The following is a 19,377-nucleotide window of genomic DNA, read 5'->3' on the forward strand; positions in this document are numbered from 1 at the left end:
GATGGTTCCCAAGATCGTGAAGGAGATCCGCGGAAAATCAGCATTGTTTCCGTGAAGCATCCCTGCTGCGGGAACAACGTTGGCTGCCCGGAGTTTAGAGCGCTTATGGGAGGCCAACCATGAACAAGCACGGAAAAGCGCGATCCTCGACCGTGGCACGCCCCCTCGACCCGCCCGGTGTCGACGAGCCGATCGATGCATTGGGACGTCATGCGAGAAAGACACGAAGCCCGGTCCGGCAACAGATCACCGATATCGGCGAGCGCATCGCCGAACTCGAGGCCGAGATCGATGCCATCGCCACCGAGGCGCATACGGCCGTCGGGACACTCCCGGGCGCCGATCGGATAGAAACCGCGAAGGATGTGGTCGCCGAGAAGCGAGAGGAGATCCAGAGGCTGAAGGCGCGCCTGAAAGAGATCGAACGGCTTGTCGCGACACGGTAGCGGCTCCAGGAATTCGCGTATCCGCGGCGCGACCAACGCTACTGCATGCTTCCTTAAATCGTAGCCGACTTAAGGATAAATCGGTATGTCACCGGCCGCGAGCTCGGGAAGCAAGCTGCTTTGCTTCTCCGCCGGCCAGAAAAGCGTTCCGTTGCAGCAGCGTCCGCAAACTCAGTCGCGGTCGATGAACTTGAAGAAGCGGCTGACTTTCCCTTCCGCAGTCCGGTCCTGGTAGAGGAAGGCAAGCTTGTTCTCGTCGAATATCCTGAAAAAATCTTCCCAGGAGATTTCCTCCAGCCTCTGCTCTGGCTTGCCGAAGTCGATGCGCAGCAGACCGCCGTCGGATGCGCCCTTGACGCGTGCCGGATGGCCGTCGCGGCCCTCCGCCCATTTTCGGATCGTGTCGTGATCGGTCGTGGTCTTCGAAGCGCTCACCGAAACCTCCTTCAGCTATTGGGTCTCCCCGCAGCGGAGACGCAGCGGGCAAGTGTGCCGCCGCCCTCCGCTCGTCGACTCTAATCTACCGGTACGGTGATTGTTCCCGTCAGCTCAGTTTCGGGTACGGCCTTTGAGCGCGGCTGCCGCGCCGTCTGTGCCGGCTCCCTCTCCCTCCCAGCCGAATACGCTGCGCCCGCCAAATCGGGACGAATCCCTGAACTCCCCTGCGACGATCTCCTTCAAGTCCGGCCCGGTGACGTAGCGCTCCATCCGGCGCGACTGCTCGTCGAGGCGCCTCAAGGCGGCCAGTTCTTCCTCTCGCCCGAGCCGACCCTTCTGCACTGCCGATTTCATCACATTGATCGTCTCGTCATAGACCTTGAGCGGCACCGGAAAGGGATGCTGGTCCTTGCCGCCATGGGCGAGCGAAAAGCGCGCCGGATCGGAAAAGCGGCAGGGGGTACCGTGGACCACTTCGGCGACCATGGCGAGCGCCTTGACTGTGCGTGCGCCGACGCCCGGCACGAGAAGCAGTTCCTCGAAGTCCTTCGGCCCCCGATCGGCGGCGGCGGCGAAATTGCCGTGCAGGCGCCGCATGTTCACGTCGCTTTCGCGCACATCGTGATGGGCCGGCATGACGAGGTGCGGCAGCATCGGCTGGGCCGGGGCCGCCATGGCGGTACCGCGAGATTCGATCGTCGCCACCTCGCGCACGAGCCCATCCGGGCCGAGCGCGCTCAGAAGATCGAGCTGGCTTGCCCGAGAGCGAGCCGCGCGCCGGTCCGCCAGATTGATGATCTCGCCCTGTCCCCGCCCCTCGATCGCCGCATGCGGCGAATCGACGAAGCTTTCCAGGCCCTCGGAAAGCCAATGATAGCGCCGCGCCTGCCGCCGATCGCCGTTCATACCCTGCTGGACGACGACCCACTTCGCATCGTCCGTGACGATGAAACCGTGCAGGTAAAGATCGAAGCCGTCCTGAACGGCGGCACTGTCGACCTTGGCGACGAGGCGGCTCGCATCGGCAAGCGCCGCACCGTCGAAGCCAATGCGATCGCCAATCGTGACAAGTTCACCCGGCGTCTTTCGGGAATGCTGGCCACGGCCGCCACAGACGTGAATGCCGAGTTCGCCCGAAAGCGGCGTCAGGCCGCGTTTCAACGCACCTATGACGCTGGTGGTGATCCCCGACGAATGCCAGTCCATGCCCATCACCGCGCCGAAGGACTGGAACCAGAACGGATGGGCAAGCCGCCTCAGGAACTCGTCGCGGCCGTAGTGGTGCACGATCGCCTCGGTGATCAGCGCGCCGAGCCTTGTCATGCGGTCGCCGAGCCACTTCGGGACCCGCCCGCCATGCAGCGGTAGATCCGCATTGCCTGCGCGTTGCGCCATTAACTGAGTCCTTCGTATGTGGTCTTTATTCCAGACTACATGCTTCGGATGTTCGCGGAAAGTTCTCAGTGGCTGCGTGAGGAATCCAGGTGCAACGTTGGCGAGCGTGATGGACAAGACTACATAGAGCCGGCACAAAAGAAGGAGCCCATCAGGTGCAGTGGGATGACAGCTTCTTTGCACGGGACGCCGTCGCGGTCGCCGCTGATCTGATCGGCGGCGAATTCGCCGTCTCAGGCATCGGCGGCATCATCGTCGAGACGGAAGCCTATCTGCCGGACGATGCGGCCTCCCACAGCTTCGCCGGCGCCACGAACCGCAACCGCTCGATGTTCGGCCCGCCGGCGCATGCCTATGTCTACCTGTCCTACGGCCTTCACTGGTGTCTGAATTTCGTCTGTCTGCCCGGCAGCGCCGTCCTCATCCGCGCCATCGAGCCGAGATGGGGGCTGGAGACGATGCGGCAGCGGCGGGGCGTTTCGCAAGAAAGGCTGCTCTGTTCCGGCCCGGGTCGGGTCGGCCAGGCCCTGGCGATCGGCAAGGAGGAGGACGGCTTGCCGCTCAACGGAGAACCGTTCCGACTGAGCCCGCCGGTCAAACGGCCCCCCGTTTCCGCTGGCCTTCGCGTCGGGATCTCCAAGGCCGTCGAACACCCCTGGCGCTTCGGACTTAAGAACTCGCCCTTCCTCAGCCGCAAGTTCTAGATGCATGTCGCCCAAAAGTGCGCAGCGGTTTTGGGACAACGACATGCATAAAAACAAAGACCTAAAGCGCGTCGCATGCACCCGTTTGCACGCGACGCGCTTTAGATGCGGGGTTCGATCTGCTCGTAGGTGCATTGGCGCGGGTCCTTGTCGGGACGCCAGCGCATCAGCTTCGTGCCGTGGCGAAAGCGGCGGCTGCTGGCGTGATCGAACCTCACCTCCACGACCAGCTCCGGACGGACCGGTTCCCATTCGCCGCTGCGCTCCGTGCTCCAGCGGCTGGGGCCGCCGGGGGCCTTGCCGGTAAAGCCAGGCGGCTCGCACAATGCCTCGAGGCGACGCGTCAATGCAGGCCGTTCCTTATCGGCAATTGTCGCCGTGAAGCCCACGTGGTTCAGAGTCCCGTCAGCATCGTAAAGCCCGAGCAGGAGGGAGCCGACAAGCGCACCGTTGCTCTCATAGCGAAAGCCGCCCACCACACAATCGGCGGTCTTCAGGCGTTTGACCTTCACCATCGCCCGCTCGCCGCATTCGTAGGGACCGTCTCGACGCTTGGCGACGACCCCGTCAGTAGCCCCCGCTTCCCACGAGCTGAGCCATCGCTCGGCCTCCTGCCGGTCCAGAGTGAAGGGCGAAAGCTCGAGCTTATCCTGAATGGCATTCTCGGCTGCGAAGGCTTCGAGTGCCGCTCTCCGGGTCGCAAGAGGCTTGTCGGTCAGGATTGCTCCCTTCGCGTCGACCAGCATGTCGAACAGGATGAGGCGGGCGGGCGTCTGCTGCGACAGCTTCTGGACGCGGCTTGCCGCCGGGTGCAGGCGCATCTGCAAGGCGTCGAAGGAGAGGCGCCCGTCGACTTCGATCACCAGTTCACCGTCAAGGACGAATTGTGACGCGCCAAGCCGGCGCAGCAAAACGATAACCTCCGGGAAAAAGCGCCCGAGCGGCTTGCCGGATTTGGCCCTAAGGTCGACGTCCCCGCCGGATCTGAAGGCAAGGCAGCGGAAGCCGTCCCATTTCGGCTCGTACTGCCATGCGCCAGCGCTCGGGAGCTCCGTAGCCGTGCGCGCCTCCATCGGCGCAGTGCTGACCGGCAGCGGAAAGCCGCCAGTCGATGCCCCGCCGCTGACCGCCTTTGCCGCACGGGTCAGCGGCGGCCCGCTCCCCCTTGTAGCTCTTCCCTGAGCAGGCGACGCCATCCTCCGACTCCTTGGCCTACTTCAGTTTGACGGAGGGCTCTCTGGCCCAGACACGCAGCTTGCCGAGTTCCTTGAGGAAAGAGGCGACACTTTCCGCGTCTGTGAGCTCGATCGTTCCCTCGTCGAGGGTTTCTGCAATGCCGGCCCTCTGCAGAAGGGGAAGTGCCGCACCCGCATAGCCGATATATTTGCAATGGGCGAAGGCGTCGGCCACGAAATCGCGGGCGGTGGCGACGTCGAGCAGATCGGCAACCGCCTCTGCCGAGGGGAGCAGGGCCACCGCGTCGTAGAGCACGGATGGCCCGCCATCGAGCATCTGGTGGGCGACGATCCACTTCCCATCCGAGGCGGTGAAGCCGCCGACCTTCGGAGAGACCAGCTCAAAGGCGGCCTTTTGCTCCGTGACCGCAGCGATCAGGGCATTGACAAGCGCCGCATCCGCGCCATCCGTCGCCAGAATTCCGAGCTTGCGACCCTCGAAGCGCTTCGGTCCTCGCTCGATGATGCTCAGCGCCGGCGACGGATCGAGATCCTGCCGGGTTGCCACCGCGGCTTCGGCCGGCTTCGGCATAACTTTGAGACCGAGCGCATGGCCGACCTTAGTTCCAAGCGTCTCGTCTATGTTCAGCAGATGGGCGATCATGCGCTCGCGAATCACCGGAGCCTGTACCTTGCTCAATTCGAACGTCAGGGCGTCGGCGATATGCCGCTGCTCGGGCGGCGTCTGGCTGATGAAGAACTGGCGGGCCTGACTGTAATGATCCGCAAAGCTTTCGGCCCGAATGCGCAGCTTCGGCCCCTGCTCCTCCGACGCGAAGTGGCGGAAGCCCTTCATCGGCGACTCGCGCGGTCCCTCACCCCAGGAATTCGGCTGGTAGTTCACCCGCCCGACCGGATTGCGCATGGCCATATGGCCGTCCTGCTGAAAGTGCTGGAAGGGACATTTGGGGGCGTTGATCGGCAGATGCGTGAAGTTCGGACTGCCGAGCCGCTTCAGCTGCGTGTCGAGATAGGAAAAGTTGCGTCCCTGCAGCAGGGGATCGTCGCTGAAGTCGATGCCCGGCGGCACGTTCTGGGTCATGAAGGCGACCTGTTCGGTCTCGGCGAAGAAATTCTCCGGCATGCGATCGAGAACCAGCCGCCCGACCGGCTTCGTCGGCAGGACCTCCTCCGGAATGATCTTGGTCGGATCGAGAATGTCGAACTCGAACTTGTCGGCAAAATCCTGGTCGAAGAGCTGCACGTGCAGCTCCCACTCCGGGAAGTTGCCGGACTGGATGGCCTGCCAGAGATCGCGCCGGTGGAAGTCCGGGTCCGCGCCGTTGATCTTCACGGCCTCGTTCCAGGCGACCGACTGCAGCCCGAGCTTCGGTTTCCAGTGAAACTTGACGAAGGTCGACTCGTCCTTGGCATTGACGAAGCGGAAGGTGTGAACGCCGAAGCCCTCCATGAAGCGGAAGGAACGCGGGATAGCCCGGTCGGACATGACCCACATGATCATGTGCATGCTCTCGGGCGTCAGGCTGATGAAATCCCAGAAATTGTCATGGGCCGATTGCGCCTGCGGGAACTCCCGGTCCGGCTCCGGCTTGACCGCGTGAATGACGTCCGGAAACTTGATCGCGTCCTGGATGAAGAAGACCGGGATGTTGTTGCCGACGAGGTCCCAATTGCCCTCCTTGGTGTAGAACTTGACCGCGAAACCGCGCACGTCCCGCGCAAGATCGAAGGAGCCCTTGCTGCCGGCGACCGTCGAAAAGCGCACGAAGGCCGGCGTCCGTTCGCCCGCTCGCTGAAACACGTCCGCCCGCGTGTAGGCGGCAAGCGATTCATAGGTCTCGAAAAAACCATGGGCGCCATAGCCACGGGCATGCACGACGCGCTCGGGGATGCGCTCGTGGTCGAAGTGAAAGATCTTTTCACGGAAATGGAAATCCTCGATCAATGTCGGGCCGCGCTCGCCGGCCCGCAGGCTGTTCTGGTCGTCGGCAACCGGCCCGCCCTGAGCCGTCGTCAGGACCGGAGTATCCCCTTCGGCAATCTGATGAAGCTCTCCGCCGTTACCGCGGATGGCTTTCTGGTCATGAATTGCGGCCGGCTTCGAGTTGTTCGGCGCAGAGGGTTTCTTGGCCATTGCAGCACTCCTTGAGCGAGGACGGAATGGGCACGAAACCGTGCTCGTCGCGGTTGGTTCCCCCCACGAACGGAATTTTGGAAAGGCATGGGCGACCGACGTCGTTCCCGGCGCCGTCAGCCTTGACAGGTACCGACGAGATCGGCCTCTGCGATCCGGTGCTTGCGAGCCTCGGCCCAGGCCTGAGCGGCCCCGACATCGTCCGAGATCGAGATGTTGCGTGTGTTCAGAGCGGCGAGTTTGAAGTGATAATGATGCACGCCTGTCCCCGCCGGCGGCTGCGGCCCGTCATAACGCGCGTTGCCGAAGTCGTTCCTGATGAATTTGATGGCATGCTCCGGTCCGGTATCGGCGGCCTGCGAAAGCTCGGTCCAGTCGGCGGGTATGTTGACGATGGCGCAATGCCGAAACACCCCCCTGACGGCGTCCGGATCCTCGACGATCAATGCGAAGCTCTGCGTTCCGTCTGGCGTACCGGTCCATTTCAGCGGGGGGAAAATGTTCTCGCCAAAGCGTGTGTACTTCTTCGGGATCGTCTGGCCTTCGGCGAAGGCGGGGCTCATCAAGTTTAAAGTCATCACCTGTCTCCTTCCATGTTGGGCACATTGAACGAGCGCGCGATCGATTTCGATTGTACTCTCAAAGCGGATCGGTGTTGAGGTCTCGGCAGGCAAATAGGCCGCGTGAACGGACCGGCCACCCCGAAGCCGAGCTTTCCAAAATATCTATTGGGGGGTGGAACTTTGCCCACGGGGTTTGTGTTGAAGGAGGTGCAAAGTGGGGCGGCGATCGGCCAGCAGCGGCCAACAGATTTTTCCGGAAACGCGATCTATGAACGTTCTCTCCGTGGCTGCCGAAATTTTCCCTTTGGTGAAGACCGGCGGGCTGGCCGATGTTGCCGGATCGCTTCCCAAGGCATTGAAATCGCACGGGATTCGCATGCGTACCCTGGTGCCGGGCTACCCTTCCGTGGTCGGGGCTCTCGACGAAGCGACCCCGATTGCGCGCTATGAATGTCTTTTCGGAGAGAGTGCGACGCTCCTGGCCGGACGGGTCGCCGGGCTGGAGCTCTTCGCGCTCGACGCGCCGGGGTTCTTCCACAGGTCAGGGGGTCCCTACACTGATGAGCACGGGATCGATTATCCGGACAACTGGAAACGCTTCGCCGCCTTTTCCTTCGTCGCTTCGCAAGTCGCAGCCGGCTTCGTGCAGCACTGGCGGCCGGACATCATTCACGCTCACGACTGGCACGCGGCCTTGAGCCTCGTCTATCTCAAATACGCATCCGACGTGCAAATCCCGCGCGTCCTGACCGTTCATAACATCGCCTTCCAGGGACAGTTCCCCGCCCATCTCTTCTCCGCGCTCGGCCTGCCGGACAAGGCCTATTCCATCGACGGCCTCGAATATTATGGTGATCTCGGATACCTCAAGGGCGGCCTGCAGGCCGCGGATGCGATCACCGTGGTCAGTCCCACCTATGCTCGCGAAATCATGTCACCGACCTTCGGAATGGGCCTCGAAGGGGTGATGAATGCGCGTCACGACGACGTGGTCGGCATCGTCAACGGCATAGACACCGACGTCTGGGATCCTGCGGCCGATCCGTATATCGGGCATTGCTATTCGGCGAAAACACCTCTCCCGCGGCTGCCCAATCGCGAGGCGCTGCTCGATCTTTTCGGCCTGCCGCAAACCAGCGGTCCGGTGTTCGCCAGCATCAACAGGCTGACCTGGCAGAAGGGCATGGATCTCCTGGCAGCCGTCGTCGACGAGATCGTCGCGCTGGACGGCCGGCTGATCATTCACGGAAACGGCGACGCCGATATCGAAGAAGCCTTCCTGGACGCCGGCCGGCGTTTCCCGCGACATATAGCTGTGCGGCTCGGCTACGAAGAGGAGTTCGCCCACAAGATTCATGCCGGGGCCGACGCCATGCTCGTTCCCTCCCGCTTCGAACCCTGCGGGCTGACGCAGCTCTATGCGCTCAGATACGGCTGCGTGCCGATAGTGGCGCGCACCGGCGGCCTGTCGGAAACGATCATCGACGCCAATGTCGCCGCCCTGCAGGCGCAGGCCGCCACCGGGGTACAATTCTCTCCGGTCGATACGAACGGATTGCGACATGCTCTACGCCGCACCGTCAAGCTCTATCGGCACCGGCACGTCTGGGAGAGCCTGCAGCGGCAGGGGATGAAGACGGACTCGTCCTGGCACCGCAGTGCGGCGAAATATGCGGAGCTCTACGGGGACCTCACCGCGGCCGACATGCGCTTGGCCGGTTAGAGCATCCAGTATCATCCCGCCCGAAGCAGCTGATCCGCTGGAATTGACATCTCATTCGCAACGCTGATGGGTTGATCAAGAACGAAGAATGGATTGCCGCGCCGGAATATGGCAATGGCTGCGCGCTCCAAGAGGACCACGCCATGGCCGTCGAGACCGTACCCGCAGCATCCACCGCATCAAACGCCGCCCGCACGGGCGTGCTGGTCATGCTTCTCGGCATGCTGATGTTTTCGCTCAACGACGTCATGGGCAAATGGTTGGTGGCGACTTATTCGGTCGGTCAGGTGGTGCTGATCCGCAGCCTCGCCGCGGCCGTCCTGCTCATCCCGTTCCTCTGGCTCGGCGGCCCTCGCAGGCTTCTCGCTCTCGAGCGGCCCGGCCTCCAGCTTGCCCGGGTCGTCGCTTCGACCGCGGAGGTCTTCGCCTTCTATTTCGCGGTCGTCTACCTGCCGCTCGCCGATGTCATGACCTATTGGCTGGCGGCTCCAATCTATGTCGCGGCCGCCTCTCCGCTCCTGTTGAAGGAGCATGTCGGCTGGCGGCGCTGGACGGCGATCGCCATCGGTTTCGTCGGCGTCATCATCGCGCTCGAACCGTCGTCTGAGGCCTTCACCCTGCCGGCGCTGATTTCGATCCTCGGCAGCATGTGCTTCGCCGTCATGATGGTGTCCGGGCGCTCGTTGCGCGGCACGCCGGATACGACGCTCGCCTTCTGGCAGCTCGTCGGCGCGGCGATTGCCGGCCTCCTCTGGGCGCCGTTCGATTGGACGCCGCTGAAGCCCGTCGACGCGGGGCTGCTCTGCCTGCTCGGCGTCGTCGCCATGATCGCCCATGTTCTCGTGAACCGGGCGCTGAAGCTTGCCGACGCCGCGACGGTGGCGCCGCTACAATACACGCTGCTCTTCTGGGCAATCATTTTCGGCTGGTTGATCTTCGGGGACACGCCACGCCTGTCGATGGTGCTCGGCGCCGGCCTCATCGTCGCCTCGGGCCTCTTCATCTTTTTCCGCGAACAGCAGCTCAAGCGACAGGGACGGCTGAAGGGTTAGGCAGGACGGCCTGGCCCCTCATCCGCCTGCCGGCACCTTCTCCCCGCAGGCGGGGCGAAGGACGCGTGCGGCAGCGCCTCGACTCCCTCTCCCGCAAACGCGCGCGGATCGGTGGCTGCGGCATACCCCTTCTCCCCGTCAGAACGGGGAGAAGGTGCCGGCAGGCGGATGAGGGGCAAACCCCGGCCGCCGGATCAGTCGTCAGCGACCACCATCTGCTTCTGCGTACCAAGTCCCTCGATGCCAAGTTCGATGACGTCACCGGCTTTCAAATACTGCGGTGGCTTGAAGCCCAAGCCGACGCCGGGTGGGGTACCGGTCGAGATGATGTCGCCCGGATGCAGTGTCATGAACTGCGAAAGATAGCTGACGAGATAGGCGACGCCGTAGACCATGGTCACGGTCGAGCCATTCTGCTTGGTGACGCCATTGACGTTCAGCCACATTGCGAGGTTTTGCGGATCGGCGACCTCGTCGCGGGTCACCAGCCAGGGACCGGTCGGACCGAAGGAATCGCAGGACTTGCCCTTGGTCCATTGGCCCGAGCGTTTCGTCTGGAAATCGCGCTCCGAGACGTCGTTGATGACGCAATAGCCGGCGACATGGTCCATCGCTTCGGCTTGCGACACGTATTTGGCCTTCTTGCCGATCACGACGCCAAGTTCGACTTCCCAATCCGTTGCGACCGAACCGCGCGGGATGATGACGTTGTCGTTCGGTCCGACGATCGCCGAGGTGGCCTTCATGAAGACCACCGGCTCAGGCGGAACCTCGAGGCCCGATTCCGCCGCGTGGTCCGCGTAGTTGAGGCCGATGCAGATGAATTTTCCGGTGCCGGCGACGCAGGCGCCGAACCGAGGCGTACCCTCGACCAGCGGGAGGCTTTCGATGTCGAGACCGCGCGCCCAGGCAAAATCGGCGATCGTCGGACCCGCGACGTCGGCGATCACCGCCGAGAGATCGCGAATTCGGCCGGCACTGTCCAGAACGCCGGGCTTCTCTGCCCCTTCAGGTCCGTAACGCAATAACTTCATTCTGCTCCTCCACGCGGTCGAGACGAAAGACTGCGCCTGACAAACCAAAGGACGCGGTGGATGTAAAGTTGTTTCGCAAGCTGCCGTAAGAAAAGCGGAACCTCGCAGATCCGGGTCGCGCCGGGAAAGGGCTCCCACCACCGTCTCGGCTTACCGACACTGGCGACGCGGCCCGCCATCATAAGGCTGGTAAGTGTTATCTTCCGGGCGGTATGAGCGATATCGACTAAAGCAATAGTCGACATGTTCAAGCGACAGGTTCCCAACTCCACTCGCATCGGCCGAAAGGTCCATTTCCGTTGGAAAAGCGTCGGCGTTTTCCCCAGGGGTGGGTGGCGGGAAGTCATCTTCCGACGGGGTTCCAGCCGCATCCATGTAGGGGGAGATGCAGGTCCGGCGGCCGCCGCTAAAGGATGTATAGCTGTTGTCGCGGGCGCGGTAGGACCGATAGCGGTTCGCGCACCAATCTACGTGCGCCGTCGGCCTGGTCTCGAACGCGGGTTGCACCTCGCCGGGCGCCGTTTCAATTGAGCCGGTGGGCGCCATGTCCAAAGGTTCCGAAAGGCGTTCCTTCTCGCCACCGTTGCTCGTTGTCGTCAGTTCGGGCTTCGGAGCAAGGTCCTCCGACGCCTCTTTGCCTCTTGCGGTCACTGTTGGTACCGAAGCCGGCCCCCCCGTAGACTCGTTGTCTTTTGCGTTCACCACGGGCTCGGTGGCATCGGCTGGCGCCGAGCGGGCGGGGAGCCGCTCATATTGCTGGGCCGCCGTGTTCACTGCGCGCGGCTGCTCGGTCCATATTCCCGACTGATTCATGTCGAGCCGCGGCTCGCGTGCCGGGTTCCCGTTGAGGATGAAAGTTGCGACAGCCGCTCCACTCAGGAAGAGCGCGAGGGACAGTGCGAACCCGCAAAGTCCAGCCAACAAGCCTTTCACTTGATCCTCCTTCGTTTGTACGTACGAAGAATGCGACCGCTCCGCCACAGGTTCCCCCCGAGGCGTGCGAATCCCTTGAATTTTGAAGGGTCAGAGCACTGGGGCGCTTCCGGCCGAGGTGCCTGATATACGATGAACCAGATTTTACCGCGCCGGCCGCCAGGCCGGGTAGGGAACGCGAGTCATTTCAAATACGCGGTCCCGGCCTACTTCGCACCCGAAAAGGCAAACACGTCGATCGGTTCGTCCAGCCCCCGCAAGGCGTAGGAGCCGAGATTTTCCAGCTGCCGCGCGCATCCTCCCCTCTCGACGAAGGCCCTTGACAGGAGAACCGGGCGCTTGAGCTCCTTGGTAAGGCTCTCGAGGCGGGAGGCGATGTTGACGGCCGGCCCGATGACGGTGAAGTCGAGGCGCTTGCGCGAGCCGATATTGCCGTACATCACATCGCCGACATGGACGCCGATGCCATAGCCGAGCGCATCGTGGCCCTTTTTGAGGTTTGCCTCGTTGAGCCTGGCAAGGGCGGCCTGCGCCTCGTCGATGGCGCCGAGAAGCTGACTGCAGGCGCAAGGATCCGAGAGCGGGAAGATCGCCAGCAGGCCGTCGCCCATGAATTTCAGGATCTCTCCGCCATGCCGCTCGATCGGGTCGGACATCGCGTCGAAATAGCCGTTCAAGAGTTCGATCACGTCGTCGCGTGGCCAGAGGTCGGACAATCTCGTGAAGTCCCGCAGGTCGCAGATCATGATCGCCGCGCCCACCGTGACGCCACTGCCTCGTCTTGTCGCGCCGGCCAGGATCTGTTCGCTCGCATGCGGCCCGACATAGGTTTCGAGGAGCGTACGGGCGAGGCGGTTTTTCAGCCGGATCTCGCTGACGAGCGCCAGCGCCGGCAGAATATCCGAGAAGAACGCGATATCATCCGCGTCAAAGCCGCCCGGCCTGTCGCTTGCAAAGGTGATCGCGTGGCGCTTGCCGAGCGTATGGTAGAGCGGCCAGACGATGTAGTCGGTTAGTCCCTCAGCCCGGAGTTCGGCGTAGAGCGGGTAATCCGGACCGTCGGCTGCCGGGTCGTCGAGATGCCGGCGCACCGCGTCAGCCCCATTGTTGACCTCATGAAGAGCGCTGTTCTGGTATTGCGCCGAGTCTTCGACGGCATAGTCATAGGTGTCGATCTCCGCCTCTGTCAGTCCCTTCCGCCACAGGATCCGCGCGCCAATCCATTGGGGGTTATGAATCCTGAAATGCAGGGTTGCGCGGGCAACGGGCACGCCCGCCTCCGACAGTCGCTGACATAGCTCCACGAAGATGTTGTCGATGAAGCGTTCTTCTCGCGTCTCCATCACGAGCCAGTCGAGAATCTTCCGACGCTTGGCAGGCCATCGCCCGCGGCCCTCGCGAGGGAAAACCAACCGCGCCTCAGACAAGGTCTGCATTGCTACCTCCCCGGCCGGGCTACTGTCGCGGCCATTGTTCAGAATGCCAAGGATTGTTGCGCTGGTTCCGGCGGACCGACGCGAACGCCTTCCAATTCGAGCATGCGCAGCTTCGTCGAGGCGCCGCCCGGCGCGGAAAACCCGCCGACCCTGCCGCCGGCCGCCAAGACGCGGTGGCACGGAATGATCAGCGCGACCGGATTTTTCGCCATCGCCTGGCCGACGTCGCGCGCTGCCTCCGGTCCGGCACCGAGCTCCTTGGCCAAAGCGCCATAGGTCGTCGTGCGCCCCCAGGGGATCTTTCGCGCCGCTGTGTAGATCTGCTTGAAAAAGGCGTCCTGCTCTTCGAGATCGAGCTCGACACCGGAAAAATCCGTTTCCTGGCCCTCGAAATACCGCTTCACCTCGGAGACAGCCTCCGCGACCGCCTCCGGCGGCTCATGAGGTTCGGCACCGGGCACACGCCTGAGGAGAAGGCGTTCGGTCGCCTCCGCGCTTCTCGTCGGCAACTGGAAGCGTGCAATACCGCGCTCGCTCCAGGCGATGCCACAGAAGCCGGCCGCCGTTTCGAAGATCAGATATTGGTGCGCTGTCCGGCCCATCGCCGCAGCCTCCCACGATTCTCAGCTTCCCTGAAAATCGTGCGCCGAGGCTGCGAATTCAACCCGTTTCTTGGGCTGGTAACAGGTGCGTTCGACGTCTATCCCAGGGCCTGGGTGGCCAGGGCATAAATAATCGGCGCTTCGCTACCCGCTTCTTCAGGCAACCAAGGTCGCCTGAGCGACATGCTGGTGACCGTGTCATAGACCGGAAGCCCCGATTGCGCGAGGAATTCGGCGAAGGGGCCGCTCTTCTGGCGGGTATCGAGACGAAGGAAGTTTCCCGCATGATCGGCGACATGCGGTCTCGTCACCGCAATCGCGTCCTCGTCGTTTGCCGCGACGAGCGGGCCGATCAAATGGCCGCGCCCGAACCGCCGGCAAAGCGAAAAGGCCGCAATCTGGTCGCCGCGGACAAGCGCTACGCCTTTGGATATTTCTAGCAGCCGCGCCAGCACAGGCCTGCGGTCGGCGCGATAGGCTGCGACATCGAGAGCGGCAATCTCATCGAGATCGTCCCTCGCCAGCGCGCGCAATCTCGTTCCCGGCGGCAGGGAACCGTCCGGAGGCGCGACCGCCTCGCCGTTGCATTGATAGACGGTTCGCTCGGCAATGAAACCGAGCGAACTATAGAGCCGCCGCGCCGAGCGGGTCGCATTCAGGCCGATCGCCCGTGAGCCCGTTTGCGCCAGCACGTGGTTCATCATCCACCGTCCGGCACCGAGCATCTGCAGGCGCGGCGAGGTGATGACCATGCCTATGTTCGTGAAATCCGGAGCATAATCGAACCACATCGCCGAGCCGAGGACACGGCCGATCGCATCCCGCGCCACGACCCCTTTGCCAAGCTCGCGGACGATCTGCCAATCCTCCGCCCTGTGCGGCCAGCCAACGGACATCGACAAGGCATGGAGCGCGTCGAGATCGGCGTCAGTGATATCGCTAATGGTCAGCTCGAAGGAATCCAACCGTTTCGAATTGGTTCTTTCCATGTTTGTCCTGCCCTCGGAGGCATCAGCTCGACTTGTGCAATGCGGGCACTTGGGCGTGGAGCCCGCTGTCCCGTCTCAGTTGTAGCCGCTTGCCCGCAACACAAAACGCTTCAGAACTTTCGCAATTCGAAACTTTCCACCGAAGGCTCGAGTCATTCGGCAAGCACATGCCTGCCCGGGACCTATTCTGATGCAACGAAGCGGCAATTGATGCCGTTCTCTCCTGCTCGCTTTCAGAGGTGTCCAATGTCTCCTCCCGTCCGCCGCGTCGCCAGCAGCCAGGACATTCCGAAATCTGCGGATGTCGTCATCCTCGGCGGCGGCATGGCCGGCGTGGCGACCGCCTACGAACTCGCCAAGCGTGGCACCTCGGTCGCGCTCATGGAAAAGGGCGTGATTGCCGGCGAGCAGTCGAGCCGCAATTGGGGCTGGTGCCGCCAGCAGAACCGCGATCCGCGCGAACTGCCGCTCGCCCAGCTTGCGCTTGATATCTGGGCAAACTTGAACGCTGAGATCGGCGAGGAAACCGGCTTCCGCCGCACCGGCCTCGTCTATGCGACGACCCGCAAGGCCGATCTCGACACCTGGGAGCGTTGGGGCCGGGTCGCCAGGGATTTCGGCGTCGACACCCGCATGCTCGGCGGCAGCGAGTGCTCGGCCATGCTGCCCGGCAACAGCCGCAACTGGATCGGCGGCGTCCACTCGCCGACCGACGGCCGCGCCGAACCGGAGCTTGCCGTGCCGGCGCTAGCACGCGCAGCGCAGCGCTCCGGCGCGGTCATTGTCCAGAACTGCGCCGCACGCGAGCTCGAAATGGAAGCCGGACGCATCTCAGGCGTCGTCACGGAGAAGGGCTCCATCCGAGCATCGTCCGTTCTCGTCGCCGGCGGCGCCTGGAGCGGGATGTTCCTGCGCCACCACGGCATTCGCTTCCTCCAGGCCTGCGTCAAGTCGAGCTCCTTCTATACGATCCCGTCGCCGGCGGTGACGGAAGGTGGCATCGCGATGGAGGACGTGACGATCCGGCGGCGCCTCGACGGCGGCTACACGGTGGGCATCAGCGGCCTCGGTCAACTGCAGGTCACCCCTTGGGGCATTTTGCAGGCCCGCGCGTTCTGGACGACCTTCCAGGTCCGTCGCAAGGGCCTGACCTACGCGATCGGTCGGCAATTCTTCCAGGGGCCGGAGGCGATCCTGCGCTGGAGGGCCGACGGCCTCTCGCCTTTCGAACGGATCCGCACGCTCGACCCGCGACCGGACCAGCACCTGATAGAACGCGGCATCGCCCGGCTGGTCGCCGCCTACCCGTCGCTCGCCGGCATTCGCCCGGCCCAGAGCTGGGGCGGCATGGTCGATTCCACCCCCGACGCCATACCGGTGATCTCCGCCGTCCGGTCGCATCCGGGGCTTTTCATCTCCTCCGGCTTCAGCGGCCACGGCTTCGGCATCGGTCCCGCGGCCGGCAGGCTGGCGGCGGACCTCATCCGCGGAGACAGACCCTGCGTCGATCCGGCACCTTACCGCTATGAGCGGATGATCGACGGAACCGATCTCGGCAAGCCTGGCATGCTGTGAGGAGAGAATGAAGACGCCCGAAGACATCCTCGCCCAGCTCGTATCCTTTCCGTCCGTGGTCGGAACGGCAAACCACGCGATCGTCGAATGGATTCGCGCCTATCTCACGGAACTCGGCGCCAAGGTCAGCGTGCTGCCCGGCCCGGAAGGCGACCGCTCGAACCTTTTCGCGACGATCGGCCCCGTCGACCGGCCGGGGCTCATATTGTCAGGGCACATGGACGTGGTGCCAGCCGCCGAGCCGACCTGGACAAGCGACCCGTTCATCCTCAGGCGCGAGGGCGAGCGGCTTTGCGGCCGCGGCACGAGCGACATGAAGGGCTTCCTGGCTTGCGCTCTCGCAGCCCTGCCGGCAATTGCCTCCCTGCCACTGTCCCGGCCTCTTCACCTTGCCTTCTCCTATGACGAGGAAGCCGGCTGCTGCGGCGTTCCGCACCTCATTTCCCGACTGCCGGATCTCTGCGCCAAGCCGGAGGGCTGCATCGTCGGCGAGCCGAGCGGCCTGCGCGCCGTCCGCGCCCACAAGGGAAAAGCCGCCGCACGCATCGAGATCATCGGCCGCGCCGGCCATTCCTCGCGGCCGGACCTCGGTCTCAATGCCATCCACGCCATGGCGGAAATCGTCGCCGAGGCAGTCCGAACCGCCGACGACATGACAGCGGGACCGTTCGACGACAATTTCGAGCCGCCCTATTCGTCGCTGCAGGTCGGCACCATCACCGGCGGGCAAGCGGTGAACATAATTCCCGACCGCTGCACGATCGAGCTCGAGGCGCGCGCCGTGGCGGGCGTCGATCCGGCCCGGCTACTCTCGGGCATCAAAGCGAAACTCGAAGGCCTGACCGAACGAGGCTTCAAGACAGGCTGGGAAATCCTGAGCGCCTATCCGGCGCTGTCGCTCAAGGACGATGCGCCGCTTGCCGTTCTGCTGCGCGACCTGACCGGCCAGGAGCCGCTCCCTGCGGTCAGCTACGGCACGGAGGCGGGTCTCTATCAGGCGGCCGGCATCGACGCAATCATCTGCGGCCCGGGAGATATCGCACGTGCCCACAAGGCGGACGAGTATATCGAAATCGGCGAACTCATCGCTTGCCGGAACATGATCGAGGCGCTGGGGCAAAGACTGCGCGCCTAACCACCGCTCATCCGGCAAGGCGGGAGATAAATCAGTGCCATGTGCCGTGGCGCAGGCCTGCTTCGGAGCATTCTACCGGCACGTCGAGGCAAGGATGGACTTTGAGACCAGTGGGGAAGACGATGGCATTTCTGTTCAATTCTGATGCCGAACGGGCGAAAATCTTTGCGGCCGAATTCGCCCGCGAGCTCCCCTCGCTGCCTTTCGTCACGGACGCCGGCAGCGTCGATCCGGCGGCGGTTCGCTATCTGCTGACATGGACCGCGCCGCAGGACCTCGAGCGCTACGTCAATCTCGAGGTGCTGTTCTCGATCGGGGCCGGTATCGACCAGTTCGCCCTCGACCGCCTGCCGAAGAGCGTCAAGCTCGTCCGGATGATTGAGGACGGCATCACCCGGATGATGCAGGAATATGTGACGCTCGCGGTCCTTGCGCTGCATCGCGATCTTCCCGGCTATCTCGGCCAGCAGGGCACTGGCGAGTGGCGCATGCGCCCGGTCCGGCAGGCGGCGGAGCGGCGCGTCGGCATCATGGGTCTGGGAAATCTGGGCGAGGCGGTTCTGGACCGCCTCCGCCCCTTCGGTTTTCCGCTGTCGGGCTGGAGCCGCTCGCCGCGCGAAATCCCGGATGTCGCCTGCCACCATGGCGCCGAGGGGCTGACCGAATTCCTCTCAGTCCAGGACATACTGATCTGCCTGCTGCCGCTTACTGCGGAGACGCGCGGCATTCTCGATGCACCGCTCTTCGCGAAACTCCCACGAGGCGCCGGCCTGGTGCATGCCGGACGCGGGCCGCAACTCGATATGGACGCCCTGGTTGCCGCGTTGGACCGCGGCCATCTCGCCGGCGCCGTGCTCGACGTCACGGATCCGGAACCCTTGCCGGAGGGCCACCCCCTCTGGCGTCATCCGAAGGTGATCATCACCCCGCATATCGCCAGCGTCACCCAACCGGAGACCGCAGCAAAAACCGTCGTCGCCAACATCCGCCGCCACGAAGCCGGCCTCGACCTCGTCGGCCTCATCGACCGCGACCGCGGCTATTGAGACGGAGGCTGACATGCGGCGGGCGAAAATCAGGAAAGAACGTACAGGCACCCCCCTTTGCCCGGCAGGGCAGAGGGGGGTGCCGCCGGATCGCACAACAAAGACTTTTAACAACCCGAAAGGAAAACCATGTCTCTTCTGAAGACCATCGACACCAACCCGCAATTCGAGCCTAAGCGGTCGACGCCGACGGCGGAGCGGTTGATCTCCGGCAATCCATCCTTCAAGACCTGGGCGCAAGACGTCGCCCGCGACGGCATGATCAATACTGGTGTCTGGGAAGCGACCCCTGGCGAGACCCGCTCGATCAAGGGGGAAACTTTCGAGTTCTGCCATATCCTCGAAGGCGTCGTCGAACTGACCGAAGAAGGTGGTGCGGCGCCGATCACCTATCGCGCCGGCGACAGCTTCGTGATGAAACCCGGTTTCAGGGGCGTCTGGCGGACCATCGAGACCGTCCGCAAGATCTACCTCACGGTCGGCTGATGACGACACTTCCGGATCTTCCAGTCTACGAGATCCAGCGGGACGGCTACCGGCTCAGCACCGACCGTAGCCGGCTCGACCTCGACCTGATCCACCGATATCTCGCCGAGGACTCCTATTGGGCCCGCGGCCTCGACCGCGCTTTGTTCGAGCGCGCGCTCGACGGCTCGCTGCCAGTCGCGATCTACGCACCGGACGGCAGCCTCGCGACCTTCGCCCGGGTGGTGACCGACCTGGCGGTCTTTGCCTATCTCCGCGACGTCTTCACCCTGCCCGCCCATCGCGGGCGGGGACTTGCCGCCTGGCTGGCCGAGGCCATCCGCCAGCATCCGGAACTCGCTTCCGTCACCAGCTGGATGCTCGCGACGCGGGATGCGCATGCCGTCTACGAGAAGGCTGGCTTCCGGCCGGTTCCGCATCCGGAATATTACATGAGCGTGCCGAAGCGGGAGGAGACTCCATAACCGCGGGTTATGGAACACCCCCATCT

Annotated in this window: 19 protein-coding genes; 9 read left to right on the top strand and 10 right to left on the bottom strand. The window is 63.7% G+C overall.

Annotated features, from left to right (window positions below; all coding sequences use genetic code 11):
• Window positions 1–119: 119 nt before the first annotated feature.
• The gene (locus AU381_RS20490; protein ID WP_064243573.1) at window positions 120–446 is read left to right on the top strand and encodes a hypothetical protein; all 327 of its coding nucleotides are present in this window, start codon (window positions 120–122) and stop codon (window positions 444–446) included.
• 171 nt (window positions 447–617) lie between these two features.
• On the opposite strand, the gene AU381_RS20495 is transcribed toward AU381_RS20490, so the two are convergent.
• Complete coding sequence (locus AU381_RS20495; protein WP_064243574.1) at window positions 618–881, bottom strand: hypothetical protein; 264 nt, start codon at window positions 879–881, stop codon at window positions 618–620.
• Between the two features lie 114 nt (window positions 882–995).
• Entirely contained in the window at window positions 996–2,279 is a 1,284-nt protein-coding gene (locus AU381_RS20500; protein ID WP_064243575.1) for a DUF763 domain-containing protein, read from the bottom strand.
• A gap of 155 nt (window positions 2,280–2,434) precedes the next feature.
• Here AU381_RS20500 and AU381_RS20505 point away from each other — a divergent pair, with 155 nt between their 5' ends.
• On the top strand, window positions 2,435–2,983 hold the full coding sequence (locus AU381_RS20505) for a DNA-3-methyladenine glycosylase (RefSeq protein WP_064243576.1): 549 nt from the start codon (window positions 2,435–2,437) through the stop codon (window positions 2,981–2,983).
• A 101-nt stretch (window positions 2,984–3,084) separates the two neighbouring features.
• On the opposite strand, the gene AU381_RS20510 is transcribed toward AU381_RS20505, so the two are convergent.
• The 3 genes from AU381_RS20510 to AU381_RS20520 form a co-directional block, all read right to left on the bottom strand.
• Entirely contained in the window at window positions 3,085–4,179 is a 1,095-nt protein-coding gene (locus AU381_RS20510) for an ATP-dependent DNA ligase (protein ID WP_064243577.1), read from the bottom strand.
• Between the two features lie 16 nt (window positions 4,180–4,195).
• Window positions 4,196–6,313, bottom strand: a complete 2,118-nt coding sequence (gene katE, locus AU381_RS20515; RefSeq protein WP_064243578.1) for a catalase — start codon at window positions 6,311–6,313, stop codon at window positions 4,196–4,198.
• 116 nt (window positions 6,314–6,429) lie between these two features.
• Window positions 6,430–6,891 (bottom strand): YbhB/YbcL family Raf kinase inhibitor-like protein, encoded by a 462-nt coding sequence (locus tag AU381_RS20520; protein ID WP_064243579.1) that lies wholly within the window; start codon window positions 6,889–6,891, stop codon window positions 6,430–6,432.
• Window positions 6,892–7,144: 253 nt separating this feature from the next.
• On the opposite strand from AU381_RS20520, the gene glgA reads away from it, so the two are divergent.
• Together glgA and AU381_RS20530 are read left to right on the top strand one after the other, a co-directional pair.
• Complete coding sequence (gene glgA, locus AU381_RS20525; protein WP_064243580.1) at window positions 7,145–8,599, top strand: glycogen synthase GlgA; 1,455 nt, start codon at window positions 7,145–7,147, stop codon at window positions 8,597–8,599.
• Between the two features lie 143 nt (window positions 8,600–8,742).
• Complete coding sequence (locus AU381_RS20530) at window positions 8,743–9,651, top strand: DMT family transporter (protein ID WP_064244163.1); 909 nt, start codon at window positions 8,743–8,745, stop codon at window positions 9,649–9,651.
• A gap of 194 nt (window positions 9,652–9,845) precedes the next feature.
• On the opposite strand, the gene AU381_RS20535 is transcribed toward AU381_RS20530, so the two are convergent.
• The 5 genes from AU381_RS20535 to AU381_RS20555 form a co-directional block, all read right to left on the bottom strand.
• Window positions 9,846–10,685 (bottom strand): fumarylacetoacetate hydrolase family protein, encoded by an 840-nt coding sequence (locus tag AU381_RS20535; RefSeq protein WP_064243581.1) that lies wholly within the window; start codon window positions 10,683–10,685, stop codon window positions 9,846–9,848.
• A gap of 150 nt (window positions 10,686–10,835) precedes the next feature.
• Entirely contained in the window at window positions 10,836–11,618 is a 783-nt protein-coding gene (locus AU381_RS20540; RefSeq protein ID WP_064243582.1) for a BA14K family protein, read from the bottom strand.
• A 206-nt stretch (window positions 11,619–11,824) separates the two neighbouring features.
• Window positions 11,825–13,054, bottom strand: a complete 1,230-nt coding sequence (locus tag AU381_RS20545; RefSeq protein WP_064243583.1) for an adenylate/guanylate cyclase domain-containing protein — start codon at window positions 13,052–13,054, stop codon at window positions 11,825–11,827.
• Window positions 13,055–13,092: 38 nt separating this feature from the next.
• Entirely contained in the window at window positions 13,093–13,656 is a 564-nt protein-coding gene (locus AU381_RS20550; protein ID WP_064243584.1) for a methylated-DNA--[protein]-cysteine S-methyltransferase, read from the bottom strand.
• A 98-nt stretch (window positions 13,657–13,754) separates the two neighbouring features.
• Window positions 13,755–14,645 (bottom strand): GNAT family N-acetyltransferase, encoded by an 891-nt coding sequence (locus AU381_RS20555; RefSeq protein WP_064243585.1) that lies wholly within the window; start codon window positions 14,643–14,645, stop codon window positions 13,755–13,757.
• A gap of 246 nt (window positions 14,646–14,891) precedes the next feature.
• Between AU381_RS20555 and AU381_RS20560 the strand changes: the two genes are divergently transcribed.
• The 5 genes from AU381_RS20560 to AU381_RS20580 all read left to right on the top strand — a co-directional run bounded on the left by AU381_RS20560 (window position 14,892) and on the right by AU381_RS20580 (window position 19,351).
• Window positions 14,892–16,220, top strand: a complete 1,329-nt coding sequence (locus AU381_RS20560; protein WP_064243586.1) for an NAD(P)/FAD-dependent oxidoreductase — start codon at window positions 14,892–14,894, stop codon at window positions 16,218–16,220.
• Window positions 16,221–16,227: 7 nt separating this feature from the next.
• Window positions 16,228–17,355, top strand: a complete 1,128-nt coding sequence (gene argE / locus AU381_RS20565; protein ID WP_064243587.1) for an acetylornithine deacetylase — start codon at window positions 16,228–16,230, stop codon at window positions 17,353–17,355.
• A 122-nt stretch (window positions 17,356–17,477) separates the two neighbouring features.
• Window positions 17,478–18,401, top strand: a complete 924-nt coding sequence (locus AU381_RS20570; protein ID WP_064243588.1) for a 2-hydroxyacid dehydrogenase — start codon at window positions 17,478–17,480, stop codon at window positions 18,399–18,401.
• Window positions 18,402–18,530: 129 nt separating this feature from the next.
• Window positions 18,531–18,887 (top strand): cupin domain-containing protein, encoded by a 357-nt coding sequence (locus tag AU381_RS20575; RefSeq protein ID WP_064243589.1) that lies wholly within the window; start codon window positions 18,531–18,533, stop codon window positions 18,885–18,887.
• Complete coding sequence (locus tag AU381_RS20580) at window positions 18,887–19,351, top strand: GNAT family N-acetyltransferase (RefSeq protein ID WP_064243590.1); 465 nt, start codon at window positions 18,887–18,889, stop codon at window positions 19,349–19,351. The genes AU381_RS20575 and AU381_RS20580 overlap by 1 nt, the downstream gene beginning before the upstream one ends.
• The last annotated feature ends 26 nt before the right edge of the window (window positions 19,352–19,377 follow it).

The sequence above is a fragment of the Sinorhizobium glycinis genome (genome assembly GCF_001651865.1).
GTDB lineage: Bacteria > Pseudomonadota > Alphaproteobacteria > Rhizobiales > Rhizobiaceae > Sinorhizobium > Sinorhizobium glycinis.